16 protein-coding genes and 2 pseudogenes are annotated in these 23,012 nt (G+C 57.3%); 14 read left to right on the forward strand and 4 right to left on the reverse strand.

Annotation, left to right across the window (positions count from 1 at the left end; genetic code table 11):
- Nucleotides 1-66: 66 nt before the first annotated feature.
- From CAK95_RS29935 to CAK95_RS11685, 9 genes and pseudogenes are all read left to right on the forward strand, one after another.
- Nucleotides 67-909: pseudogene (locus CAK95_RS29935) on the forward strand (branched-chain amino acid ABC transporter permease); the annotation flags it as partial.
- Between the two features lie 180 nt (nt 910-1,089).
- Nucleotides 1,090-2,001, forward strand: a pseudogene (locus CAK95_RS29940) (branched-chain amino acid ABC transporter permease); the annotation flags it as partial.
- The gene (locus CAK95_RS11660) at nt 1,947-2,702 is read left to right on the forward strand and encodes an ABC transporter ATP-binding protein (protein ID WP_086088072.1); all 756 of its coding nucleotides are present in this window, start codon (nt 1,947-1,949) and stop codon (nt 2,700-2,702) included. The pseudogene CAK95_RS29940 and the gene CAK95_RS11660, both read left to right, overlap by 55 nt.
- Nucleotides 2,702-3,403, forward strand: coding sequence for an ABC transporter ATP-binding protein (locus tag CAK95_RS11665; protein WP_086088073.1), 702 nt, complete (start codon nt 2,702-2,704; stop codon nt 3,401-3,403). The genes CAK95_RS11660 and CAK95_RS11665 overlap by 1 nt, the downstream gene beginning before the upstream one ends.
- Before the next feature lie 676 nt (nt 3,404-4,079).
- The gene (locus CAK95_RS11670) at nt 4,080-5,246 is read left to right on the forward strand and encodes a site-specific integrase (protein WP_147413643.1); all 1,167 of its coding nucleotides are present in this window, start codon (nt 4,080-4,082) and stop codon (nt 5,244-5,246) included.
- A gap of 12 nt (nt 5,247-5,258) precedes the next feature.
- The gene (locus tag CAK95_RS29155) at nt 5,259-5,429 is read left to right on the forward strand and encodes a hypothetical protein (protein ID WP_157699598.1); all 171 of its coding nucleotides are present in this window, start codon (nt 5,259-5,261) and stop codon (nt 5,427-5,429) included.
- Between the two features lie 182 nt (nt 5,430-5,611).
- Nucleotides 5,612-5,809: a DNA-binding protein gene (locus CAK95_RS11675; RefSeq protein WP_120265399.1), complete on the forward strand. Its 198-nt coding sequence runs from the start codon at nt 5,612-5,614 to the stop codon at nt 5,807-5,809.
- Nucleotides 5,810-6,129: 320 nt separating this feature from the next.
- Entirely contained in the window at nt 6,130-9,297 is a 3,168-nt protein-coding gene (locus tag CAK95_RS11680) for a bifunctional DNA primase/polymerase (protein ID WP_086088076.1), read from the forward strand.
- Nucleotides 9,294-9,629, forward strand: coding sequence for a hypothetical protein (locus CAK95_RS11685; protein ID WP_086088077.1), 336 nt, complete (start codon nt 9,294-9,296; stop codon nt 9,627-9,629). Before CAK95_RS11680 ends, CAK95_RS11685 begins: the two co-directional genes overlap by 4 nt.
- Nucleotides 9,630-9,912: 283 nt before the next feature.
- Here the strand turns inward: CAK95_RS11685 and CAK95_RS11690 are convergent, their stop codons facing one another.
- Complete coding sequence (locus tag CAK95_RS11690; RefSeq protein WP_120265400.1) at nt 9,913-11,214, reverse strand: alpha/beta fold hydrolase; 1,302 nt, start codon at nt 11,212-11,214, stop codon at nt 9,913-9,915.
- 394 nt (nt 11,215-11,608) lie between these two features.
- On the opposite strand from CAK95_RS11690, the gene CAK95_RS11695 reads away from it, so the two are divergent.
- The 5 genes from CAK95_RS11695 to CAK95_RS11710 all read left to right on the forward strand — a co-directional run bounded on the left by CAK95_RS11695 (nt 11,609) and on the right by CAK95_RS11710 (nt 16,338).
- Nucleotides 11,609-12,118 (forward strand): hypothetical protein, encoded by a 510-nt coding sequence (locus tag CAK95_RS11695; protein WP_086088079.1) that lies wholly within the window; start codon nt 11,609-11,611, stop codon nt 12,116-12,118.
- 326 nt (nt 12,119-12,444) lie between these two features.
- Nucleotides 12,445-12,606: a hypothetical protein gene (locus CAK95_RS29160; protein ID WP_157699599.1), complete on the forward strand. Its 162-nt coding sequence runs from the start codon at nt 12,445-12,447 to the stop codon at nt 12,604-12,606.
- Entirely contained in the window at nt 12,603-12,797 is a 195-nt protein-coding gene (locus CAK95_RS11700; protein WP_086088080.1) for a hypothetical protein, read from the forward strand. The genes CAK95_RS29160 and CAK95_RS11700 overlap by 4 nt, the downstream gene beginning before the upstream one ends.
- Nucleotides 12,798-12,819: 22 nt before the next feature.
- Nucleotides 12,820-13,593, forward strand: a complete 774-nt coding sequence (locus CAK95_RS11705) for a hypothetical protein (RefSeq protein ID WP_157699600.1) — start codon at nt 12,820-12,822, stop codon at nt 13,591-13,593.
- A gap of 210 nt (nt 13,594-13,803) precedes the next feature.
- Nucleotides 13,804-16,338 carry a phage tail tape measure protein gene (locus CAK95_RS11710; RefSeq protein WP_086088082.1) on the forward strand — a complete coding sequence of 845 codons (2,535 nt, stop codon included), beginning with the start codon at nt 13,804-13,806 and terminating at the stop codon, nt 16,336-16,338.
- A 3-nt stretch (nt 16,339-16,341) separates the two neighbouring features.
- Here CAK95_RS11710 and CAK95_RS11715 read toward each other — a convergent pair whose 3' ends face one another.
- The 3 genes from CAK95_RS11715 to CAK95_RS11725 all read right to left on the reverse strand — a co-directional run bounded on the left by CAK95_RS11715 (nt 16,342) and on the right by CAK95_RS11725 (nt 22,834).
- Nucleotides 16,342-21,216 (reverse strand): AAA domain-containing protein, encoded by a 4,875-nt coding sequence (locus CAK95_RS11715; protein ID WP_086088083.1) that lies wholly within the window; start codon nt 21,214-21,216, stop codon nt 16,342-16,344.
- A 400-nt stretch (nt 21,217-21,616) separates the two neighbouring features.
- The gene (locus CAK95_RS11720; RefSeq protein WP_086088084.1) at nt 21,617-22,321 is read right to left on the reverse strand and encodes an adenylate/guanylate cyclase domain-containing protein; all 705 of its coding nucleotides are present in this window, start codon (nt 22,319-22,321) and stop codon (nt 21,617-21,619) included.
- A 3-nt stretch (nt 22,322-22,324) separates the two neighbouring features.
- Entirely contained in the window at nt 22,325-22,834 is a 510-nt protein-coding gene (locus tag CAK95_RS11725; protein ID WP_086088085.1) for a Pycsar system effector family protein, read from the reverse strand.
- Between the last annotated feature and the right edge of the window lie 178 nt (nt 22,835-23,012).

The raw sequence follows: 23,012 nt of genomic DNA on the forward strand, positions 1-23,012 counted from the left end.
ACTGAAAGCTTGCTGTTTATCGAGCAAATTCTGAACGGGCTGCAACTCGGCATCATCCTGTTTCTGATGGCCGCGGGTCTCACCTTGACCTTCGGCATCATGAATCTTGTGAATCTCGCACATGGCTCCCTCTTCATGATGGGGGCTTATCTTGGCGTCACCTTCCAGGTCTGGACCGGGTCGTTCGTCGGCGGCCTCATCATGGGAACGCTCGGGACGTTCCTGATCGGCCTGCTGCTGGAATTCGTTCTGATCCGCTATCTTTACAAGCGGGACCACCTCGATCAGGTGCTCTGTACGGTCGGCATCATTTTCTTCTTCAATGAAGCGACGCGGATGATCTGGGGGCCAGAGCCCTTGCATGCGCCGATCCCGGCATTCCTCACCGGGACGATGGAGATTCTGCCGAGCGTCCCTTACCCGACCTATCGCTTTGCGATCATCATCGCGGGGCTTCTGGTTGCGGGTCTGCTCTATATCCTGATCTCGAAGACCCGCGTCGGCATGCTGATCCGCGCGGGCGCGAGCAACCGCGTGATGACGACCGTGCTCGGCGTCAACATCAACCTGATCTATGCGTTGATCTTCGCGCTCGGCTCGGCATTGGCGGGCTTCGCCGGCTTTGTCTCGGCACCGATCCTCACGGTTTATCCCGGCATGGGCGACAACATTCTGATTTTGACGCTGGTCGTGCTCATCATTGGCGGCATGGGATCGATCAAGGGCGCTTTCGTTGCGGCTTTCCTCGTTGGTCTCATCGACACGATCGGCCGCGCCTATCTCAAGCAGGTCATGGGTCTGTTTCTGCCGCCGGTTGCGGCCAACACGGTCGCGCCGGCGGTGGCATCGATGCTCATCTATGTGCTGATGGCGGTCATCCTGTTCTTCAAGCCGGAAGGGCTGATCCCGCCGCCGGGAACGCGGCGTGCCATCTCTGTCGCGGCTCATACGCACTCCTTCGAAGTCTCAGCTTTTGCCGGCCTGTTCGAACGCTGGCGTGTCCCTGTCCTGATCGGGCTTTGTGTCACGCTCACTTTAGTCCCGGCTGCGGCCTGGCTATTCGATGAACCCTTCTGGCTCGATCTCGTCACCCGCATGATGATCTTCGCCATCGCAGCGCTGAGCCTCGACCTTCTTCTCGGGCATGCTGGGCTCGTCAGCTTTGGTCACGCGCTTTATCTTGGTGTCGGTGCCTATGTGGTCGGCATCATGTCGCATCACGGCATCAATAACGGCTTCATTCAGTGGCCGCTGGCGATGCTGCTCTGCGCGCTGGTCGCGCTGCCGGTCGGCATGATCTCGCTGCGCACCAGCGGCACTTTCTTCATCATGATCACGCTGGCTTTCGCACAGATGATGTATTTCGCCAGTTCCAGCCTCTACAGCTATGGCGGCGATGATGGCCTGTCACTGAACCAACGCAGCCAGTTTGCCGGCCTTATCGATCTTTATGACGCGCTCCAGTTCTATTACGTCGTCCTGTTCCTCTTGGCGCTGATGGCGCTGTTCAGCTCGCGCATCATGCATTCGCGCTTCGGCAATGTGTTGCGCGGCATCCGCATCAACGAAACGCGGATGGAAGCCGTTGGCTATCCGATCTTCCGTTACAAGCTCGCAGCCTATGTCCTGTCGGCCGTCGGCTGTGGCCTCTCTGGCGCCCTGCTCGCCAACGCCGCTGAATTCGCCGGACCGCAATTCATGGAATGGTCGCGCTCGGGCGAATTGATGATCATGGCCATCTTCGGCGGCCTTGCCACGACCTTCGGGCCGATCATCGGCGCCTTCGCCTATCTTGGTCTCGAGAAATATCTCTCGGCCCTCACTATCCACTGGAAGCTGCTGCTCGGCCCGATCCTGATCCTGGTCGTCTTCCTTGGACGCGGCGGTCTCTACTCACTCCTGACGCCGGCGCCTGAAGCGTCTCGCAACGCACGGAGTTCATCACGATGGCGGAAGCCATACTTCGGACTGTACAACTCACGAAGCGTTTCGGTGGGCTGAATGCTGTCGATAATGTCGATTTCGATCTGACCGAAGGAGAACTGGTCGCCGTCATCGGCCCGAATGGCGCCGGCAAGACCACATTCGTCAATCTGCTCGCCGGTGCGCTGCGGCCCGATACCGGCGATGTCATCTATGACGGCACATCCATTGCCTCGCGCCCGGTCCATGCGCGCGCGATGTCCGGTATCACGCGCTCGTTCCAGATAGCCAGCATCTTTCCCGAACTAAGCGTGACCGAGAATGTGATGATCGCTGCACAAGCGCATGCTGGCCATAGCTTCCGCTTCTGGAAGCCGGTTCATTGCGAGGTCGCCCTTCACGCCACGGCAACAGAATGTCTCACCAGTCTTGGCCTTCAGGGCCATGCGCATCGCCCGGCCTGGTCGTTGTCGCATGGCGAGAAGCGTCTTCTGGAAATTGCCATGGCCTTGACCTCGAAGCCGCGTGTCCTGCTGCTCGATGAGCCGATGGCCGGCCTCGGCATCGAGGAAGCGCGCCACATGATCAATTTCATCCGCAAGCTAAAGAACGACTACACGATCCTACTGGTCGAGCATGACATGGATGCTGTGTTTGCGCTTGCCGACAGGATCATTGTGTTGGCCTCCGGTGCGATCGTTGCCAGTGGAACACCTGACGAGGTGCGGATCGATTCGGAAGTCCGACGCGCCTATCTCGGCGACGATGAGGAGGTGTGATGCTCAGTCTTTCCTGTGTTCAGGCCTCCTATGGTTCGAGTCAGGTTCTGTTCGATGTGAACCTCGATGTTCGTGATGGCGAAGTGGTCACGCTGCTTGGCCGCAACGGCATGGGCAAGACGACGACGGTATCGACGATCATGGGACTCGTCCCCGTCCAAGGTGGCAATGTAACCTTTGCCGGTCAGTCGATCGGCTCGTGGCCGACCTATCGGGTTGCGCGTGCCGGCCTCGCGCTGGTGCCCGAAGGTCGCCAAGTTTTTCCTAACTTGTCCGTACTGGAAAACCTCATTGCGACGGCAGCTAACCGAGGCGGCGTCTTGAAGCCATGGAATCTCGACAGCGTCTTCGAATTGTTTCCGGCGCTTGCCCCCTTGCGCAATCGCAGTGCCAGTGTGCTCTCCGGCGGTGAGCAGCAGATGCTCGCCATCGGCCGCGCGGTTATGACCAATCCAAAGCTGCTCATCCTCGATGAGGCAACGGAAGGCCTCGCGCCGAAGATCCGCGGCGAGATCTGGCAGGCTTTGTCGCGCATCAAGGCGACGGGTCAGGCTGTGCTGGTCATCGACAAGAACATGAAGGCGTTGAGCCGCATCGCCGATCGCCATTACATTCTGGATAAAGGTCGCACAGTGTGGATGGGCACGTCTACCGATCTCATGAATGATGACGAACTCCGACATCGTCTTCTGAGCGCCTGAAGCAATTTAGTTCAAATGGGTTGCGCAAGGGGACTTCGGCAAGACTTAGTCGCAGCACCCCCGATGTAACGGAGATAGGTCCGGACGGCAGGATTGTCAGCCAGTCCGCAGCCTCCTCTCCCAACATCCCAGTAGGTACAGCCCGCCCCCCGCAGCGGTCCCGTAGCTCAGCCGGATAGAGGAGACCGCTTCTTTATCCGGCTGAGCTACGGGACCGCGCGACGGGCCATGCAGCACGGGACGACGAGTGCACCGGTAATGATTCCTGGAAGCTCACGGGCGCGCTGGAAACGCCGGGTACATAGACGGGTACACTGAAAAATACTCGTCCAAAAACTCATGTTAGTTCAAATGGATAGAAGAAGGTTCGATCCCGCCCCTGGGCACCATAAATAGGCTAAATGGTTGACCTAGAAGGGCAATCGAGCGCAAAAAGTCTCTCAATCACCCGAGTGTAGCACACGGGTGACACGCATTGGCGCTGAGAACTGTCCGACCGACCAAGCGGCGAAGATCGTCGCACCATCAATTCAGAAAGCGTGTGCCTGCCGACGTGCTCGCGCTGGCGAGGGGACGGTGCATCACATTTCGTCTGCCAATCGGGCAGGGGAATGAGGTCTCTGTAGTCGTCACGGTCAGGCGGGAAATCTCGCTCTCATTGCGGACGCCCATTGCGATGCTCGCAAAGGAGCGTCACGCGGCTATCGTTCTTCAATTTGAACGGTGGTGCATCGCTGTCCGCACGGGACAGACAGACAGCCCACGCCAAGCGGACGATATTTCCGCGCCGTCGCTCCCCGTCTTGAATGAACAGACACCACTCACTTTTGAGGCATTGTGGAAGCTTTGGGAACGGGAAGCAAAACCAGCGCCAAGCACAATCTCGACGTGGTGGGGATACGTCCTACAATTCCAACAGCATCTAGGCCATAAGGATCCACGCCGCGTTACACCGGACGATGTGGTTGCGTGGAAGGATGCCTTGCTGGCTCGCGGTCTTACAAGCGTCCGAGATGGGCATCTCGCGGCGATCAAAACGCTTTTCAATTATGGGGTTGCCAATCGGCTATTGAAGCGCAATCCCGCGCAGGGTGTGACGACTGCCCGCAAGACACGGGCTGGCAAGCGCAGGCTTCCATATGATGACGACGAAGTCGCGCGGCTTCTTTCGTTAGCAGATCACGCAACGCGGTTATCGCGCCGATGGCTGCCGTGGCTGACAGCTTTCAGCGGTGCTCGCATCGGCGAGGTAGCGCAACTGTGGGGCAATCGTGTCGTCGTTGTGGACGGCATCCACGTCATGAAGATTGCACCTGCTGCCGATGGCGGAACGATCAAGAACGCCGGTTCTGAGCGCGACGTTCCGATTCATCCGGCCATTATAGAGCGCGGTTTTCTCGATTTTGTGCAGGCGAAGGGGGACGGGCCGCTCTTCTATGGCACCGGGAGGAAGAAGAAGCTAAAGTCCAACGGCAGGCCCTCGAAACATGCGTCAAAGGGGATAGCGAACCATCTCGCGACCTGGATTCGCGAGCAGGGGTTTACTAACCCGAGAAAAGACCCGAACCACGCGCTTCGACATTGGTTCAAATCCAAGTGCCTTAAGATGGGCACCCAAGACAGCGTTGTTGACGCCATTCAAGGGCACACACACGAGAGCGAGTCGGCAGATATCTATCGCCACGTCACTCTTGAGATGATGTCGGAAGCCATCAATCGGATACCCGTCCCCGTCATGACCGCGCAGCCAAATCTCATGAGGCTGCCCCAAACTGATCCGCACCAATCCCCGAATCCGTTGGCAGATGCCAGCGAGCGCCGACGCGCGCATTCGCGTCATTGAAGGAGCACTACCATGATCGACGTTGATAATATCGATCCCACCACGGACCGCGCGAGGTATGTCCTCGCGTTAGCCAACGCCCTCGAAGGCAACGAAGAAAACACGGTCGGCTCGACCGATACCGCGCTCATCTGCGAAGCATTGCGAGCCCAGAGCATGTTGATCGACGCCGGGCTGGCCTGATCACATCCAGCAACATGTCTCAACGAAACCTTGCCACCGACGCGATGTGCTGCCTCGCGTCGGTGTTTTTTTGTGCATGTCACCGACCTTTCTCGAAAGGGATGCCGAAACGCCCTCCTAAACCTTCCTACAAGCGTCTAGCGTTATCTCAACCAAGCTCAAAACCTGCATGGAGCACCAAAATGCGGATGGAATTGAACGGCAAGACCTACGTTGATCAGAAGTCTTGCGCGGGAATCGTGTGTCGGACTGAGAAGTGTCTGGCTGCATGGCGCACGCGCGGCTACGGCCCGTCGTACTACCGGGTCGGTGGTCGCGTGATGTACTGCCTCGACGATATTGTTTCGTTCATCAACGGCACGAAGGTCGAGGCCGCATAACCCTAGAAAAGCAAAACCCGCCGGGCCAACGGCGGGTGATGCAGAAACGAAAGTCTATCTGATGTATAATAACCATAGCGAAGCACGCGATGCGTGGCAAGGTTTCCGTAACAACAGCGGTATTCGCGCTTGCTACATCGAACGTGGATCACTGTTTGAAAGTCGCATCCGCTTCTATCATCGTAAAGGGGGCTTTTACGAGTTGAGCGTGCGCGATGTGCGCTTTTATCTCGACCTCATGTTTAGAGGAGGCACGGCACGTAGCCGCTTAATCCGCCTCTATAAGCACGCACGCCGTGCGGATTGCTTGGTCACGCATTATGCGTGACGTGGGACTTTTCGAGCGCGCTGCGATGGAGCTCCATCGCGGCGGTTACTCTCCACTGCCAATTTTCGCCGGTGGCAAGAAACCCGGGTTCTATGGCGGCCTTAGCGCCGATGGCACCAAAGGGCCTTGGTTTGGATTAAGTGATTGGCAGGACTTCTGCACGACTCGCGTGTCTGAGGCGAAGGCTGCTTCTTGGGGGCGGATGTCGGACCGCTACGGTGGAGGTATTGGCCTCGCCTGCGGTTATGGCGGGTTGGTGGCAATCGACATCGACGACGACGTGCTGATCGAACCGTTGACTGCGGTGTTGCCGTCGGTGGTGGTGGCCAAGCGTGGCCGGAAAGGGCTCACGGCGTTCTATCGTGGTGATCACCCCCGCGATGATGAGCAGTGGTGGCAGAAGCGCAACTACAAGACTGCTGAAAAGCGAGGCTTGCTCGACTTCCTTGCCGTTGGAGCGCAGACCGTTTTACCGCCAACGATCCATCCTGACATCAGCCAGCCGTACGAGTGGACCACCGAACGAACGCTAATCGACACGCCGCTTGCAGACTTGCCGGTGTTCACGGCAGCGCACCGCGCGAAGATGGAAGACCTGCTACGCGCGCACGGTTGGGATGCCCCAGCCCCGCGTCAGCAGAGTGAGTCTGTAGACCGGCCTGCGCGGTCGCAGAGGCCGGGGGCGTCGGATAGCGATTTTGATCGGGCTATCCGTGTCGCGCGCCCGCGATGGCTGCGACATCCGGCGCTTGGCCTGCAACGCCTGCATCGCGTATCCGGTGGATGGCGCGCGGTAGCGAGTTTTCGTGCGTCCGGCGGTGGGCGCGCTCTGGGCAAGCGCGGTCACAGTCTTTCGATCCGCGATAGCGGTGAGATCGTTGACCATGGAGGGCGCGGATATAATGACGTCACGCTAGTCGCGGAATGTCTCAATATCTCGAACGCTGAAGCCTTCGCATGGCTGCGCGTCCAGATCGGTTGGATCGATACGCCTGATCCGGTGTCGGCGGTGCGGGCGACGTACCATGATAATCGCGTCAGTCTTGAGGATGCCGCCGCGCGTCTACAGACGATTACAGGTACTGAGTTTGAAGCCGCCATTTTGAAAGGCATCGCGGTTAGAAATCAGACCGTACTCAAGCCGCTGCTAATCCAGCCAACGCATCCGGTCACGGTGGTTCGGTCGGAGGCAGGCGTCGGGAAGACACATGCAGCGCGTACCGGCATCGGGAAGCAGGCTCGGCTCGGCCGTCGCATTGGCTATGTTGTTCCACGCCATGACCTAGCAGAACAGATCGCAGCGGACCTCGCCCTGGATAACATCAAGGCCGAAGTCTATCGCGGCTATGAGAGGCCTGATCCGTTCGTGTCTGACCATGCCATGTGCCGCAATCTTCCGGCCTACAAGGCCGCGCGTGAACTAGGTGTTGGTATCAGGGAATCTATTTGTGAGCGCAGAATTGATAATGAGACCGTCCGGTGCCCCCTCGCGAATATGTGCGGCATGGAGCGCCAACGCGAGTCGCGTCCTCAAGTCTGGATCATCCCAGCGCCTTTGCTGTTTTCAAAGCGTCCGGACTTCATTTTCGGGCCCGATGCCATTGTGTTCGACGAGTCGTTCATTGACGGTGCAATAGGCGACACGGTGCAAATTGATGTTGCCGCGCTGCTCGAATCCAAGATCGAAGGCTGTAGCGACATTGACAGTGACGCCGTGTTGCCCTTCCGGATGCGGCTCGCCGATGCAGTCAAGATAAACGGCGACGGCCCGCTGTCCCGTGCTGCACTGATTAAGTCCGGTATCGACGCCGAAGATGCCTATTGGGTCGGTTGGCTTGAGCAGAAATGCGTTGACCAGCACCGTCTGCGACCGGATATGAAGCCGGGCGAGCTTAAAAGTCTCACCCATCGTCATGCGGCCCGGAACAAGCTGGCGCGGGATGCCGGGGCGCTCTGGCATGAGATCGCGATATTCCTTGAGGAACGGAAGATCGAAGCCATCATCGGTGACCGATCACAATCGGGGCGGATCACGGTGACGGGCGGCAAGGTTTTCGTAACGCCGCTACGAACGGTGCACCCGTCATGGTGTGATGCGCCGATGTTCGTTCTTGATGCCACCGCACCTCCCGCAGCGCTATTGCGAACCGCATTCGATGGTTTTGACGATGCAGGATTGTTGCGCACCGTGATTGAACAGCCGGATGTTGCCGCCAAGTGGCCTGAACACGTCCGAGTGCGGCAGATCATGGGCGCTCCGGTCAGCAAGGGAAAGCTGGGATTATGGAAAGCTCCCAAGCCCCGAAATGTGCGGGACGTTGTTCGGCTCATTCGTCTTCGAGCAGCGCTGGCCGCGCCCGACCGGATTGGCATCATCACCTACAAAGATTTGCTTGACCAAATCGAGGGCCAGCTTCCAGAAAATGTGACCGCTCGGCATTTCGGTGCTCTGGCGGGTATGAACGATATGCAAAACGTTGCGGGGCTGATCGTGATTGGTCGCCCCGCCCCTAAAAGGTCAGACGTTGAGGCCACCGCGTCCGTTTTCGCAGGACGCCCGGTCTCCGGTGGTGAGCGGTATTTTTTCGATCAACATCCGGGCGGCATCCGGCTTGCTGATGGCTCTGTCATTGCGGTCTCGGTGGACTGCCATCCTGAGCCGATTGCGGAGGCGCTACGCTGGCGCATTACCGTAGGCGAGTTGTTGCAAGCGGTCGGACGCCTACGGCCTCACAGACGTTCTGAGCCTTGTTGGTTGGACATCATATGTGACGTGCCATTGCCGGTCCCGGTTCATGAAGTGGCGCGGTGGGGTGATGTGGCACCGGGGGCGGAAGCTGACATGGCGGCGCAGGGCGTCATCCTGACGAATAACCGGGATGCCGTGACAGCCTTCGGGGTGTCGGACTGGGGTGCCAGAGGAGTCGGTGGTTTCTCTATAGAATCTCTTATTAGAGATTCCACCGACTCCTCTCCCGTTCGAAGGTTCACCTATCAGAAGGCTGGACCCGGCCAGAAGCGCTACTCTGGCCTCTGTCTTCCCGGTGTTCTACCCAGTGGCGCGACGTCGCTGCGAGCATGGCTGGAAGACCGGCTAGGACCGCTGGCGAGCCTCGACGTGGAGCGAGAGAAAGAAAACTTTAGGAGCCGTCTAACATGACCATTCGAGTAGCCCTTGCCGTCGTCGCCATGATCGTTGGCGTTGCTGAAGCAGCTTCAGCGGCACGGTTAGAGCGCGGTCAGTCCGGCGTTCTGAAAACAACGGCGCTGGCCTGCCCGACACACGACAGCATGCGAGCGGTCTTGAAAACTGCGGCTACTAACTTTGATGCGGCTCTCGCGAAGAGCGCAGGAGAGGGATGCAGGTCGTTTGACAAGGGGACGGAAGTCTTCGTCGTCGAAGTCCCGAACGCGATCCTAGCCTGCGTGCGGCCAAAGGGCGAGAAGTCGTGCGTGTGGACCGCGCAAGATCGCATTTACGCAATCGATTAAGAGGCGCCCGCTGGCGATGGTCGAGTTCGTGGTACAGTGGTGTGAGTTTCGCGCTATGGCGTGCACTGCTAAGTCGGCGCCTCAGTCAGGGTGCAATAAGGGTCGTTGTCTGGGCGTAACCGTCCGCACAAAACGGCTGCTGGCAAGCTTCTATCGGTTTGCCCGCAATGATACGCCAAAAGCCTCGTAGACGACCGTATCTGCTCAAAACAGACATGATGGCCCTGAGCGGACGTCAACGAGCCCTTGCGCCCGGTGGCAAGGCGATGAGGAAGCGCTATGCTCACAAACCTGCGCAGCCTGCCTCCCGCTCCATCGAGTGGGCATTTATCGCCTCTCTTCGGGCGTGGCTCCGCGACCGGATGAGGCTGACGATTTCGGCCTCGAACCGAATCCTCAACTTCGCTGCCTGTCTATCTAGCCATTCTGCTATGACCACCGCAGATTGATGATTGTCATAGATCATGTGGCGCAATCGCCTCGGTCCAACACCATCGGACAGGGTAATAACGCTCAGATCGCTGGCGATCTTATCTGGCACTGACTGTGAATTGATCTCGCAGCCGGATGTTCCGACCGCTAATTCTCGGCCGTATACGCATTTGAACAACCCAGCCACTCCGAGCAGTATTAGGCACGTAATTGGAATGCCAATCATGAAACCGAGCACCTTCGGAAGAATTTCCTCCAACCCAAAGAAGTCGAACACATAATAAAATAATGCGCGAGCTCCTTCGTTCGCGCCCATCAAATCACTTGCCAAAAAGAAACCAACAAGCACAACGCAGGTGAAAATCAGTGCCAAGTTATAGAAGATAAGAAGCCTGCTTAAGATTAAAAATGTTACTCGCGCCAATCGAGTGCCGATGGCGCCAGCAGCAAGCGTCAAGGACGCCTCGTCATCAATTGACCGTAGAACGAGTAACCTGACCGAATCGTGCAGACATATCGGGGCCATGGCTGTCGCCGACGCAAGTTCATTTATCTTTTTCTTCTCAGCATGAAGCGATTTTATGAACGGAAGGCACACTATCGCGAGACCGAGGGCCACGCCATAAAACGACCAAGAACTCGCTTCCAGACGCGATATGAACGGTAAAATCAGAAAGAAGAGGACAAGCAGCCCCGCGAATAGCACCGCATTTGTCTTTCTCGTCCGCTCAGGATCATTGTCTGTCGGCACAACTGACACAAACGGAGTTGCAAGAGTTACTAGGAGAGGCAAGATCGGAGTCAAATCATCCAAGCGGGCTAAAGCACGAAGCGCCAGATTTCCGCCGTGGCTATGTGCAATGACAACTTGAATTGACTTTGGAAAGAGTAAGCGTTCTTCGCGCAGATGCTTTGCGAGAGCCTCTGCGCCTCGATCGCGATGCATTATAGAATTTGCGCCAGACCAAAAAAATGGACTAGTGAGCGGAGCAAAGCCCCTGCGCTCTAACTCGAAATGCAATTGTTTTGCAAACCGAGACTCTTTGTCAAACCAGAAGGGGCTTCCTTTGCTGCTTCGCAACGGCATTCGAAGCGCCAAGCGTCCCCAAGTCCCATGTACGAGTGTAACCCTTAGTGGGATGTCCTGCGACATGAGCTATTCCGCGCGACTGAAGGATCGTTCGGCACGATTGTAGTAGGGAACGCGCATCCACTCAATTCCGCATTCGGGCCATCTGCGACCCAACGCAACATCCGTCGTGCGCAGCTGTTGGCTAACAGAAAGGTCTTAGACGCGCCCACCGCCGGTTCGGACAACTTGCAAACTGCAATGCTTTGGGTCCTTCCGAGGGCCTCCCCCTTGCGGGTGACGCGCGACCCCGGCCCCTTACCAGAGAATGGGTTTTCAAGGTCGGTTGTTGTTCTCCGCGTCGCCGTGGCTGCAATGTGGGGGCGATGCGTAACGGTGACCGAAGTTGACTTATAGATGACAGCGCGTTGCCCGATCTTGATGGGAGATTTCACTCACCCTCAAGAGGCCCCGTCCGATGCCTGCAACCGGTCCGCTTTACCCACATTATTTTAACGCCCGCGTCCCGACCAAGACGCGGAGCCGCAATCGACGTACTGCCGAAATCCCGGAACGTGCCCCGCCTCACGTCAGGCTATTTTTCAGCCTGTTAGGCATGCAGGGCCTTAAGTACGATGAGATAGAAATTGGATCAGGCGTGCTCCGCTCCACTCAGAAATCGTGGAAGCGCAAGAGTTTCCCCTCGTTGACCAGCCTTCAATCAGTCTTCTCTTTCTTGGGATGGGACTATGTGCCCGTGCCCTCGCTAGAAGCGATGCCCGGAGAAATTTCCGCCGAGCTTGTGAAGCTCGCCCGCCAGATTGAGGCCGACATTCCAGCGGTCTGGCGAGCGGCTGTCGCAGTCGGTGTTGAGCAGGCGCTACTCAACATGAGCATCGCGGAGAAACGCGCTGTACTTGAAGCACGTGCCGCCAACGATAACGCCCTGTGCAGGCGCGCTCGCAAGGTCTCAACCTCCACGGACTAAGGGCTACTCGACCGCTCTCTCTATTCTGCTCGCTTTGATCCACACTGCTTTTCGTCACTCACGCTCTGACAAAGCAAAAATGACAAACGCGGCGGTGGTGTTTCCTTTTCTTCCACCACCGTCGCGGTTTTCTATCCAAGGACCGACTGCATGAAACCGCTTTCTCGCCGAAAGGCCGCCGCATACCTCGGGTTCGCGCCGAATACACTCAAGTCGTATGAGGCGAAAGGGGCTGCTCCGACGCACATGCGCATCGGCAGCACTATCCGATATGCGCTCGCTGACCTCGACGCTTGGCGCGAGGCACATAAGGCCGGTGGCGCGCAATGATCATCACCGATACCCGTCCGCTGAGTGAATTGTACACCGACGACGTCGTTCGGCTTCACCGTGCTGAAATCAACCGCGTTATCGCGGAAGCCAAATTGCGGATTGAGGCGGCAAGGGCACGCCGCGAAGCCGCCAACACCCGTGGAGTCGAAAAATGAGCCGCGCAAGCCTTCTCGAAGACCTGAAAAGCGCCACGGCGGACTACGCCTCCGCTCGGCAAAAACTCGCCGACGCACAGTTCTGCCAACGGCATGGCATGGCGCACGACATCGCGGCTGCAACCATGATCGAACATACCGCCTACCAACGCTGGCTCCGCGCCGGTACTGCTTTCACACGCGGGCGCTAAAAAAGGAAATCCGATGGGCCTCATGGAAAAATTCTTTGGCAAAGCTACCACTATCACCTCGGCGATGATCCGCGACGAAATCGCGCGTGCCGAAAGCGAGGTAAAGGCGCTGGGTATCAAGCTCGGGGGCGCGCTTGCTGGCGTGGCTGCAATGTCGGATTCCGAGCACGTCAAGGCTGAGGGCGAGATCGCCGTGATCGAGCGCGCTATCACTCGCCTTGAAGCGCGAATCGAACATTTAAAGGCAGAGCTTCCCGCCGTGATCGTAGCGGAAGAAGCCACAGCAAAGACCGCCACCGACGAAGCATTGCGCCAGCGCGCCGAAGCGGCACGCAGGGCGAATACGGTTGAGGCAAAGAAGTTGCTTGCCCGCTATGATGACCTTGGATCGCAAATGGGCGACGTGTTCCAGCGGCTCAAAGAGATTGCCGATGAGGCGAACGCCATCAACTTGGCGCTGCGCGACAACCCGGTTTCAGCACCTGTCACGAGCTACCACGTCCTTTACCGCAAAGCCGCCGACCGCTACGCCAGCGAACAGCGCGAAGCCCGCCCTTGTTGGGTTTATCCCGATGGAACTATGGAACCGGCGACACTGGACGCGAACGGCAAAGTCAAACCGGTTGAGCCGAAGTGGCTTCACCATGAGCAGAAATTTGTAACGGCCCAACTCGAAAGCCGCGAGGTTATTATCGCTCGCACCTCGCCCCGACCCGGCCAATATGAACTTCCGCTGCCTGAAATTTTGGCTCCGGGATTTGCTGGAGGTGCCGCACATTGGCCGCGTAAGCGATGACCGCACCCTTAGAGATCGCGCTGGATTTCCCGTCGAGGTTTCGACGGGGCTGATCTATGACCGGCTGACGGCGTAACAGAATAGGCAGCGCGGCCCTGATTTTTGGACAAGTGCTGCAAACCCTTTCGGCGTGACTCCGGAGGTGATCGACGAACGCGACCTTCGTCACTTCACGTCTTGCCTCAATGCCCATTTCGGAAACTGACTAACATGGCTACCGGCTTCTCTGTATTCGTCAACATTGGCGGCAAGGTCAACCCCAGCCTCAATGCGTCAGTCGCCCAGGCGAAGTCGCAAGTTAGGGGACTTGAGGCGACACTCGCTGGCATCGGTGCGAGGCTCAATGCGCCATTTGTTGCCGTCAACAAGCATCTTGCAGAAACCTCTAAGCGAATGGCGATCGTGCAGCGTGCGGGCCGTAACGCAACGTTCGGCGTCACTGCACCGACTGGTTTTTTTTCTGTGAGCGCGATCAAGGCGGCGACGGAGCGCGACAAAGCCGCCAATCAGCTTGAAGCACTTGGCGGCGTTGAGCATTCCGAACGGCTGGCAATCGAAGGTTACGCCGACTCCATCGCTGAAAAGTACGGACGCGCCACCGACATTCTTAAAACGTTCAACGAGATGTTGAAGGCTGGATTCGACGTGAAAGCCGCGAAAGGTTCGATTGCTTCGATCCTCGAAGGCTCTGTCGTCGCGGGCGACATGTCCGGCGCGGATATTGCTGGCGCAGTGAGCAAAATTGTTACGCAATACGGTCTCAACATGAAGACCGTTGAGGATGCCAGCGCGAGCAGCCGTCGCATTGTGGACAATCTGGTTTATGGAGCAAATTCAACCAGTGCGACGATGCAGCACATGGTTGACGCCTATAAGTTCGTCGGTTCGGCCGCATCGGCGGCAGGCGAGTCCATTGAATCCACCAATGCCCTGATCATCGCTTTGTCAAAAGCCGGTCAGCTTGGTTCAGAGGCTGGCGTCGCGTTGCGCAGTGCCTATGTCCGCGTGCTCAAGCCGACGAAGGAAGGCCGGGCCACGATGGCGCGGCTGGGTCTCGATTACGGGAACTACGTTTCGGGCGGCAAGCGAACTGGCTCCGGTGTCGCGGCTGGATTGAGCGCCGCCGGATTCGACATGTCCGGCCATGAGAAGGAAATCGACGCGGCGCTGGCACAAAACGAGGGCAACACCGAAAAGCAACGCAAGGCGATCTATGACGCGGTGGTGGCTAAGTTTAGCTCGGAAGCCGCGAAGGACCGCGAGTCGGTGCTGCAAGCGGTGGACTCCGCTTTCACTATGGCTGGCAGCAAGATCGACCTCACTAAACTTCTGATCGACCTCAAAAAGCATGGTGCGAACCAAGGCGACCTCGCCCGTATTTTTGAGGGGCGACAGTCGGTTCGCATGTTGAGCCTGCTGAAGGCGGATCTTGAAGGCATCTTAAAAGACATCAATGAAAATGCGCCTAGCTATGGCGGAAAGACTTTCGCCAAGAGCAATCAGGGATTGCCCGAAGCCATCCGCAGGTTGGATGCGGCGTGGCAGGTTTTCAGCAATACCTTGGTGAAGGCTGTCACTCCCGAGATCGTCGGCATGATGGAGCGGCTCGCATCCACCGTGAAGAACCTCGCTGCGACCAGTCCCGGAATCCTCAAACTCGGTATTGGCTTCGCCGCGGCGGCGGCAGCCGCCGGACCGCTGCTCCTTGTCCTGGGTGCGGTTGGGCGTGTCGGACTGCTTGCCATGCGAGGGCTCAACTTCGCGCTGCTCGGCCTGCTCTTGCCCTTCCGGTTACTTGGCACGGCCGTGGCGGTTGGACTCGGTTGGGCCGCAACGCGCTTGAGCGCAATGGTGATCGGCCTGCGCATGCTGACGGCGCTCGGGGCCGGGGCAACGCTGGCTGCGCTCGGCGGCTCTCTGCTTGCGCTCGGCCGCGCCGTGCTCCTTTTCCCGGTCACGGCGCTTCGTGCCACCGGCCTTGCGATGTGGGCGCTAGTCGCTAACCCCGTTGGCCTGATCATTACTGCGCTGGTTGCCGCTCTCGCGGCGCTGGGCGTGTGGGTCTACAACAACTGGTCTGGTATCAAGCAGTTCTTCGCCGGGTTCGGCGAGGGCTTCATGAATGGCCTCGGTCCAGCCGCTGGATCAGTGAAGGCGCTCGCGGATGGTCTCGGCTCTGTCGTCAATTGGCTTAGCCAGGTGCTCGGGCCGCTCGATGCAACGAATGCGAAATGGCGTGAGTGGGGCGCAACGCTTGGCGGTGTCGTGGCGCAAGGTGTGCAGCTTGTCATTAGCGGCATATCCAATCTGATTGGCCTCCTCGGGACCGTGATCGGCAAGGCAATCGCTGCCGGTAGCGCAATCAAGGGAATGTTCACCGGCGCAGCCTCAGCACCGGCGGGCGGTGCGGCTCCCGCCGTGCCGTTGGCGGGTGCTCGCGCGCTCGGTGGGCCCGTGACCTTTGGCAAGCCGTACCTTGTCGGAGAGCGCGGCCCCGAGCTTTTCGTGCCCGGTTCGAGTGGCCGTATCGAGACGAATGACACGCTGCGTCGGTTGACGGCCGATGGCGCAACGGCAGTCGCGGCGACTGAGAGTAGGACGGTTCGAGGTGGAGCGATTTCTTTCAACCCCGTCTTCAATATCTCGGGGGACGATCCTCGCGGCATTGGTGTGCAAGTACGGGCTGAGATGCAGCGCTTCCTTGTAGAACTGGAATCAGAGCAGCGAGGGTTGTTGAGTGACTAGAGTCTAAGCCGCTTCTGCGTCTCTTCGGTCGCGCTCAATTCGCATGACCAAAACCCGCCGGACAGCGCCGTTCGCTTCGAACTCGACCTCATCCTCTTCATTCGCACCAACAAGTTGTTTGCCCAGAGGACTCGCTGCTGAAATTTGGCCATTGACCAAATCGTCACGATTCTCGGTCAGTTCAAAGCTGATCGTCCTATTTTCATCGATATATCGCACGACAAGACGGTCGCCAATCTTTGCGCCGGTCGAGGAAATTGCGCGGTATTTGGCGGGGGTACCTCCGAGAACCTGTGCTGATACGCGCTTCGTCTCACGATGCTCGGTGTAGACAGCAGGGGTGCTGATTCCATGACTCGGACGGATATTCAGCCGATCAAGCGTATCGAATAGGTCAGCCATACATCCGTCGGGGTCCACTGTGAAGCTGGACGACCAGCACCGCCAGAATTTCCAGCCAACGCGTTCGAGCACACGCTGTCGGGTCATATCGGCAGCCCACCGCTCCGGCCCGTGATACTTGTCACCATCGCATTCGATGGCGAGCCGTGCGCTTCCATCTCCCTCAACGACCATATCGATTGAAAAGCCCATCGCGCCGACTTGCGGGAGCACGCGGAACCCGCGCGCAACCAGTCGGCGCAGGATTTCGCGCTCGAAATCGGAATCGCAGCGTGCCTCCAAATCACCTGTAGCTTGGGGGCGCCCCTGCATCGGCTCGCGCATGTGGCGGATCACGTTCGCCTTGAGGTCCTTCGGATTAAGCTCCTCTTCACGAACTGATCGCACGAGGTAAAGCCGATCACGAGCACGCGACATTGCGACATTAAAGCGTTGCTCAAAGTGCAATGCAGTCTGTGCTTGCTTCTTGGCTGAATCAGCAACCATCGATAGGAAAACAATGTCTCGCTCGTTGCCTTGGAACGTTGCACTGTCGCCGCACGCAATTTTGTGCCGCATGACAAGCTCTTCTCCGAAACGCTCCAAGATCATCCGATTGATCAGTGCCGCCTGCTTCGAGCCGATTAGAGAGATAACGCCAATCGTCCGGAATGCATCCGCTTCGCCCTTTGTCGCGAGCGAAGGCGTTTCGATAATCTTGGCAATCTCGTCAACGATAACCTCCGCTTCGCGATGATTGATTTTGTCTCCGCTTCGAACGCCGTCCGGGACGTATATGTCCACAAGGGGCGGGTCGATACGCTCTTGAACCGTAGGGATTCGCAGAGGCACAAGCGCTTCGGTATAAAACTGAGTTGAGAACTGGATGATCGGCTCGACACATCGGAAGTGCTCGCGCAACATAACGAACTTGTCGGGAAACATGACCTTTGCAAGGTCGTAAAGCGACGATCCCGGCAAAAGGAGTGTCTTGAAAGGTTGTCCCGCAAGATAGGTGCGCTCTAAGCGATCAATCTTGGCATTCTCAATGAAAGCCGCCGAAGGGCTTACCTGTTTGTCGTCGCCTACTACCAAGATTTTCTTTCCACGCAACAACGCGGTTATTTCTTTAATGTCCGACTGAGACGCCTCGTCCATAATCACAAGGTCAAATGTGCCCACTTCGCCAGGCAATTGCTCGGCAACCCGCCATGAAGGCATAATCCAGCAAGGCACGCCGCCGTAACACGCAGCCATCGCCTGACGAGCCGCCCTTCGATGGCGCGAGGCACCAGCCCCTTGTCCTCCCCCAATTTTTCGCAGCGATGCAGCAAATGCCATAAGAGCCGCCTTCACAGGCCCGGTCATTGACTGCGCCAAGCCGTAGAACGTTCGCTCGCGGACGAGGCGCTCGAATGATTTTGATACCGCGTGGTCGAGGTTTGAACGCTCTCCGGCTAGAGTATGCATTAACTCCCGCTGATCGTTGCGCTGGAGAAAGTTCAGAGAAGTCGCCCAATCCCATGCTTCACGCCAATTCGCGGGTATGATGGGATCGGCATCTTGCGACGCCGGTTCTTGCCTTAAGCGCTGAGCCCATGCAGGAGCACCGGCATTTTCGATTTGATCGGCGATCAGGGCGATGGTCTCGAAGGTAATTCGGCGGTCTGCGATGTCGTTTAAAGTGTTCAAAAGGCTGTTCCAGATGGACTCAATCTTCTCTGGTGCTATGTCGCGCCTTCCGACGGCCTGCTCAAGAAAAGTCGCCACGATTGGGCCGAGCTTCTTAGCCGATGGTTTGAACAGACTTGCCACGCGGGCGACTTCCGCACGCGAAGCAGATAGGCGCGTTGCGGCCGCTGCATCCCGCAAGCAGTCGCGAAGCGCCTCCATTTTTGTAATGTCCGGCCAAAGGGAGCCGGGGGCTTTTGCAAGAACGTGGGGTAGGCACTCTGAAAGTTGCTCTTGCACCTGTGGTGCTATTTGGAGAACAGCCTTGAGCGTTGCGTTCAGTCCGCTAATGGCGGTTATCGTCACTCCATAGGCGGGTGATGTGCCAACATCTGTTGCGATAGCGTGCCACTTTGTCGTCACTTCCCTATGCCGCACTTGCCACAGATAAAACGACCGAACATGGGTCCATTCAGCGGCGGACTGCGGTGGACGGCCAACGATGCGCACTTCCTCGACAACGGGTTTTAATTTCTTTTCGGCGAATGCAAACAAGCCGAAGGCGTTCTGACCTTCCGAAAGCTTCTTTAGGATGTTGTCAAATTCGAAATTGGCTTCAGCGACGTTGGGCACAACTACAGGTGTTTGAACGTACCGGCGATATTCGTCCAGCAATGAAGATGCGCTGTCGATAAAGTCGAGCAAAGCAGGGAAGGCGGGTGGTCGCTCCGTCGCGCTATCCTCTGAAAACGCTCTTAGCCAAGTGTGTTGGTCGAGGTGTTTTGCAGATGCAATGAGCGTGTCCAGATAGTTCGCGGCCTGTTCGGCCAGCGCAACCGACTCTAGACTAGCGAGCTTCGGAGTGAAGTCTGTCACAGACGCTGCCCGCTCCGAATAGTCCTGCGACCTTGAAATGTCGTCATGAAGGCGAGCTAAAGCATCCGCCGATGGCAGATCGGATGTCGAAGGATATTCTCCGCCGAGATACTCAATTCTTTTCCCAAGCGACATGCGGCAGCGGCGAACGACGTCGAGGGCTTTCGGCTCGATGCCTGTTTCTGAGAAGAATGCGGCGGGCGCATCATCGAACCATTGACACGCTTCGCGCGATGAAACTACTGCCTTGGCAAGCTCTGCCGGAGAAACGCCCCGCCCCGGCACTTCGGAGAGCTGCACACGTGCGCTCTCTTCCATTTGGGCGTCGATTGCAGCGATGCGCTGACGCATTCGGACAATGGATGACTCCAAGTCCCTGATAAGACGCAATTGTTCGCCTGGCTTTACGCTTTGAACAATCGATTGGAGAACCCGAACAGCACCCTCCAGTTGCTTTAGGCCCTCGCGCTCCGAGGTCGTAATGCTGATGGAAAGTTCACGCACTTCCTCGGGAAGTTTATCGCGTAACACCGAAAGCGCCGCCTCGCCGTGCGACACGACTAGCACGCGGCGGCCCGTTGCGAGATAGTGGCAGATGATATTGGAGATTGTGTGCGTTTTGCCTGTGCCCGGCGGGCCTTGCACGACAACCCCATCTTCTTTCTCAAGCCGCCGAATAATCTCGACTTGCTCATCATTAAAGGGCATGGGGAAGAACAATTCTCCGAGCGGCGATGGCGGCTCGTCGGGTTCAGACATTACCGGCGCGCCACCCATCGTTTCCGAAAGGGGCTTCCATGCATCGGACTTTGATGCCTTCGGACCCATCACAAGGGTCGTCGCGGGACCAGGCAACTCTTCCTTATTTTCTTCGACTGACTTTTGTAGGTTCTGGATATCCTTTAGTACGAAGCTGTCGTTCCGTCGCCGCGCGAAGATGACCCAAGTGTCGGACACTGTGAGTTGCTCGCTGGCTGGAGGCACTTCGGAGGCAGGTTCGACGTGATCGCTGTCTGGCAGATAGCGGCCTTCCGCATCCAATTGCGACTGGCACGCTCTCAGGATCGGCTCGAAGGTTTCTCGTGCGAAAGGCGATACCCCATCGTCTTCCGCACTCAAAGCCAGCGCGCGCCTCGCTGTATTCTGCGCAAGCGGAACACCATCTAGGCGAAGCTCTTCGTAAGGGCGCAGGTTGATAACGGCGTCCGCTTGGCGTGGCCGGATACGAATTAGTCCGCCAGACTGTTCGTTAATCTCGACTTCGATGAGCCGCTCCAGCAGCGGCAGGTCGATGAGAACACCTTCTTTAATCCAGCGCGTGAGGCCAATGCCCCAGACAAGTTCGATTGCTGCATCCGGTCCGCCGAGTTCGACCTGTTGAACAGCTTCGAACAGTCGATGATAGAGTGTAATGCAGCGTCTTCTGGGTAATTCTTCATTCGCCCACGACAACCATGGACCTGCGATGTAGGCCGCAGCTTCGGCGCTAATATCTGGCCTGTCTTCGAGACGAAACCGGATGTCGAACTTTCCTTGATCCTCCTTCGCCAACGCAGGGTGGCAGTCTTCGATCCGCGCCCTCTTCTCGGCGACTAACTTATCTTTTTCAGTCAAAGGTACCGTTGCGATAAGGAAGTCGCGCAGTTTCGGTTCTTTCTCCGGATCATTCGAATTTTCTAGCCACTCAGCTAGTGAGTCCGATGCCTTGGGGGGATTATGTCTTTTGAGTCGCTCTATCGTCAGCCAAATCGGACCGTCATCATCTGACTGATCATGTTTCACACCAGGAAGGCCATGAAACTGGTGCTGATGGAATTGATAGGTTTGGCCGCTCGCAAGGCGATAGTCAGCAAGCTTAAACGCCGCCTTTTCGTCGAGCTTCACGACCTGTTCGACGTAACCGAGTAGTTCGTGCAACCGCTCGGCGGCGGTACTTCTGTTGTCGCTCAAAACTTCCCCCGTTCCGCAACTTACCGCGCGGCCCACCCCATTTTAAGCATGCAATTTAGAGATGCATCCCTTCAGAGCGGACCAAGCGGCCTCCTATTTTTTGAAGCTTGTCTATGCTAACACACTGATAACGTTAAACTCTAGGGGGGCGACGGATGGTGCAACCGGCCAGCAAATTTGCGGTTCCCCAAGCTCTTTTGGGAGGGATGAGCTGCGCCAGCGTTGGCCGTTCCCTGCCGAAACACCTGAAATCGACAGCGGTTTGGCACACCGCCTGCCCGTGTTGGCCAAGTCGGGCAACGGCAGTCCTTCTAATCAGCGCCGACCGCGCGCTTGGCGCAGGAGAGTCGCTAACGTCGAAGAGTGACGAGGCCTGCATTTTTGTCGCGCCGTGCGGCACTTACGGAGTCCAAGTCCAACTGGACCGAAAAACTCGTTCAATCGGCCCCTTATTCCACTTACGCTCTTCCCACATGCTCCGGCCGTCATGGGCCAGCTTGGCAGCATCTGTCATCGCGTCAAAGACGGCGCCGGAAATATACGACCCATAGCTTTCTTCGCGAATGCTACTAAGCTTAGCAGCCACGTTGGGGGCTCTGCCAATCCAAATAAGGTCATTGCTATTCCGGATTCCGGCGCGAACGACGAGTACATCGCTGGTATCGACACCAGCGCAATGAGCGAGCCTGAAGGTGCCATTGCGCAGTTTCTCAAACTTCGCTTCGAATTTCGGACGCAGCAGTTTTTGAAACATCCAATTTATTTGAAGTGCGCATTTCGTTGCATTGGTGTTCTTATGACCTTCCAAGAACACGCCCATGACCCGATCGCCATCAAAGCTACGGATTTCACCGTGATGCGCGCGGATGAGCCGAGAACTAGCGGCCAAGAATGCTTTGCAAATTCGCGCAGCAACGCGACTATCCCACATCGCCAGATTCGTTGAATCTGCAAGATCAGCATAGAGCAACGTAGCCTTTAAATTTACCCCACCACCCGCCAAGGCAACCGTGTCAGACGTTGGTACCGTTGTTCCGTCGCGGATGTCCCAAGCCTGACTGAGGACGCCATCAATGTCTGCCGCCAAGTCATCGCGCAGCGCCATTGTTCACTGCCTGACCATCAATCCAACTGGGTGCGTGAGTGCAACCGCCACCAAGAAAACGCCCACGGGGACGACGGATAGCGCGGACAATGCAAAGGCGACCTTCACAGCGTCAAACTTCATTTTCAAAATTTCAGAATTGCGCCACACCTGACCTAGAACGTCGTTCATTAACTGATCTTTGCTCTGCGCGATAAACTCACTCATGAATTTCGCTTCAGTTCGGTGAGCAATCTCGCGAAAGTAAAAAAGCGAGGCCGCTCCACCAGAGAGATTGGGAAAGATACAGCGATAAGTATAATAGATGCTAGTGACTAGTAGCCCTGAGCCAATAGCGCAGGGCAGGATGATGTACCAAACACCAATATCGTCGCGGTGGACGTTCACCGCCATAAAGGTCAATGCAGCGACATCGAGAGCGAAGAGAAAGGTTGCTTTGCTTTCAACTCGCGGAAAGAACCCCAAAATTCTGTCGAGTTGATTAGTCGCCACCTGAAATCGATCATCGTTCATAATCTGTCCAATTCAAATCACAGAGCTTGGCTGTCGATAAGATGCCGGTGAACCTAGCCTAGGTTGACTATTGCGAATCGCCTCGCATTCATCGAAGCTGTCAATATCTGTGTCCACTGACGGAAGCGTCACGATTTTTGGGCCAGACCATGCGGCCGCTGGCATTGCGGCAGTGCCG

This window comes from Pseudorhodoplanes sinuspersici (assembly GCF_002119765.1).
Taxonomy (GTDB): domain Bacteria; phylum Pseudomonadota; class Alphaproteobacteria; order Rhizobiales; family Xanthobacteraceae; genus Pseudorhodoplanes; species Pseudorhodoplanes sinuspersici.

Bases quoted from the DNA above. Each gene is read 5' to 3' on its own strand.
- CAK95_RS11710 (WP_086088082.1), top strand. From the start codon at position 13,804: ATGGCTACCGGCTTCTCTGTATTCGTCAACATTGGCGGCAAGGTCAAC.
- CAK95_RS11685 (WP_086088077.1), top strand. From the start codon at position 9,294: ATGACCATTCGAGTAGCCCTTGCCGTCGTCGCCATGATCGTTGGCGTT.
- CAK95_RS11670 (WP_147413643.1), top strand. From the start codon at position 4,080: ATGCTCGCAAAGGAGCGTCACGCGGCTATCGTTCTTCAATTTGAACGG.
- CAK95_RS11690 (WP_120265400.1), bottom strand. From the start codon at position 11,214: ATGTCGCAGGACATCCCACTAAGGGTTACACTCGTACATGGGACTTGG.
- CAK95_RS11720 (WP_086088084.1), bottom strand. From the start codon at position 22,321: ATGGCGCTGCGCGATGACTTGGCGGCAGACATTGATGGCGTCCTCAGT.
- CAK95_RS29160 (WP_157699599.1), top strand. From the start codon at position 12,445: ATGATCATCACCGATACCCGTCCGCTGAGTGAATTGTACACCGACGAC.
- CAK95_RS11680 (WP_086088076.1), top strand. From the start codon at position 6,130: ATGCGTGACGTGGGACTTTTCGAGCGCGCTGCGATGGAGCTCCATCGC.
- CAK95_RS11700 (WP_086088080.1), top strand. From the start codon at position 12,603: ATGAGCCGCGCAAGCCTTCTCGAAGACCTGAAAAGCGCCACGGCGGAC.
- CAK95_RS11660 (WP_086088072.1), top strand. From the start codon at position 1,947: ATGGCGGAAGCCATACTTCGGACTGTACAACTCACGAAGCGTTTCGGT.
- CAK95_RS11725 (WP_086088085.1), bottom strand. From the start codon at position 22,834: ATGAACGATGATCGATTTCAGGTGGCGACTAATCAACTCGACAGAATT.
- CAK95_RS11665 (WP_086088073.1), top strand. From the start codon at position 2,702: ATGCTCAGTCTTTCCTGTGTTCAGGCCTCCTATGGTTCGAGTCAGGTT.
- CAK95_RS29155 (WP_157699598.1), top strand. From the start codon at position 5,259: ATGATCGACGTTGATAATATCGATCCCACCACGGACCGCGCGAGGTAT.
- CAK95_RS11705 (WP_157699600.1), top strand. From the start codon at position 12,820: ATGGAAAAATTCTTTGGCAAAGCTACCACTATCACCTCGGCGATGATC.
- CAK95_RS11695 (WP_086088079.1), top strand. From the start codon at position 11,609: ATGCCTGCAACCGGTCCGCTTTACCCACATTATTTTAACGCCCGCGTC.
- CAK95_RS11675 (WP_120265399.1), top strand. From the start codon at position 5,612: ATGCGGATGGAATTGAACGGCAAGACCTACGTTGATCAGAAGTCTTGC.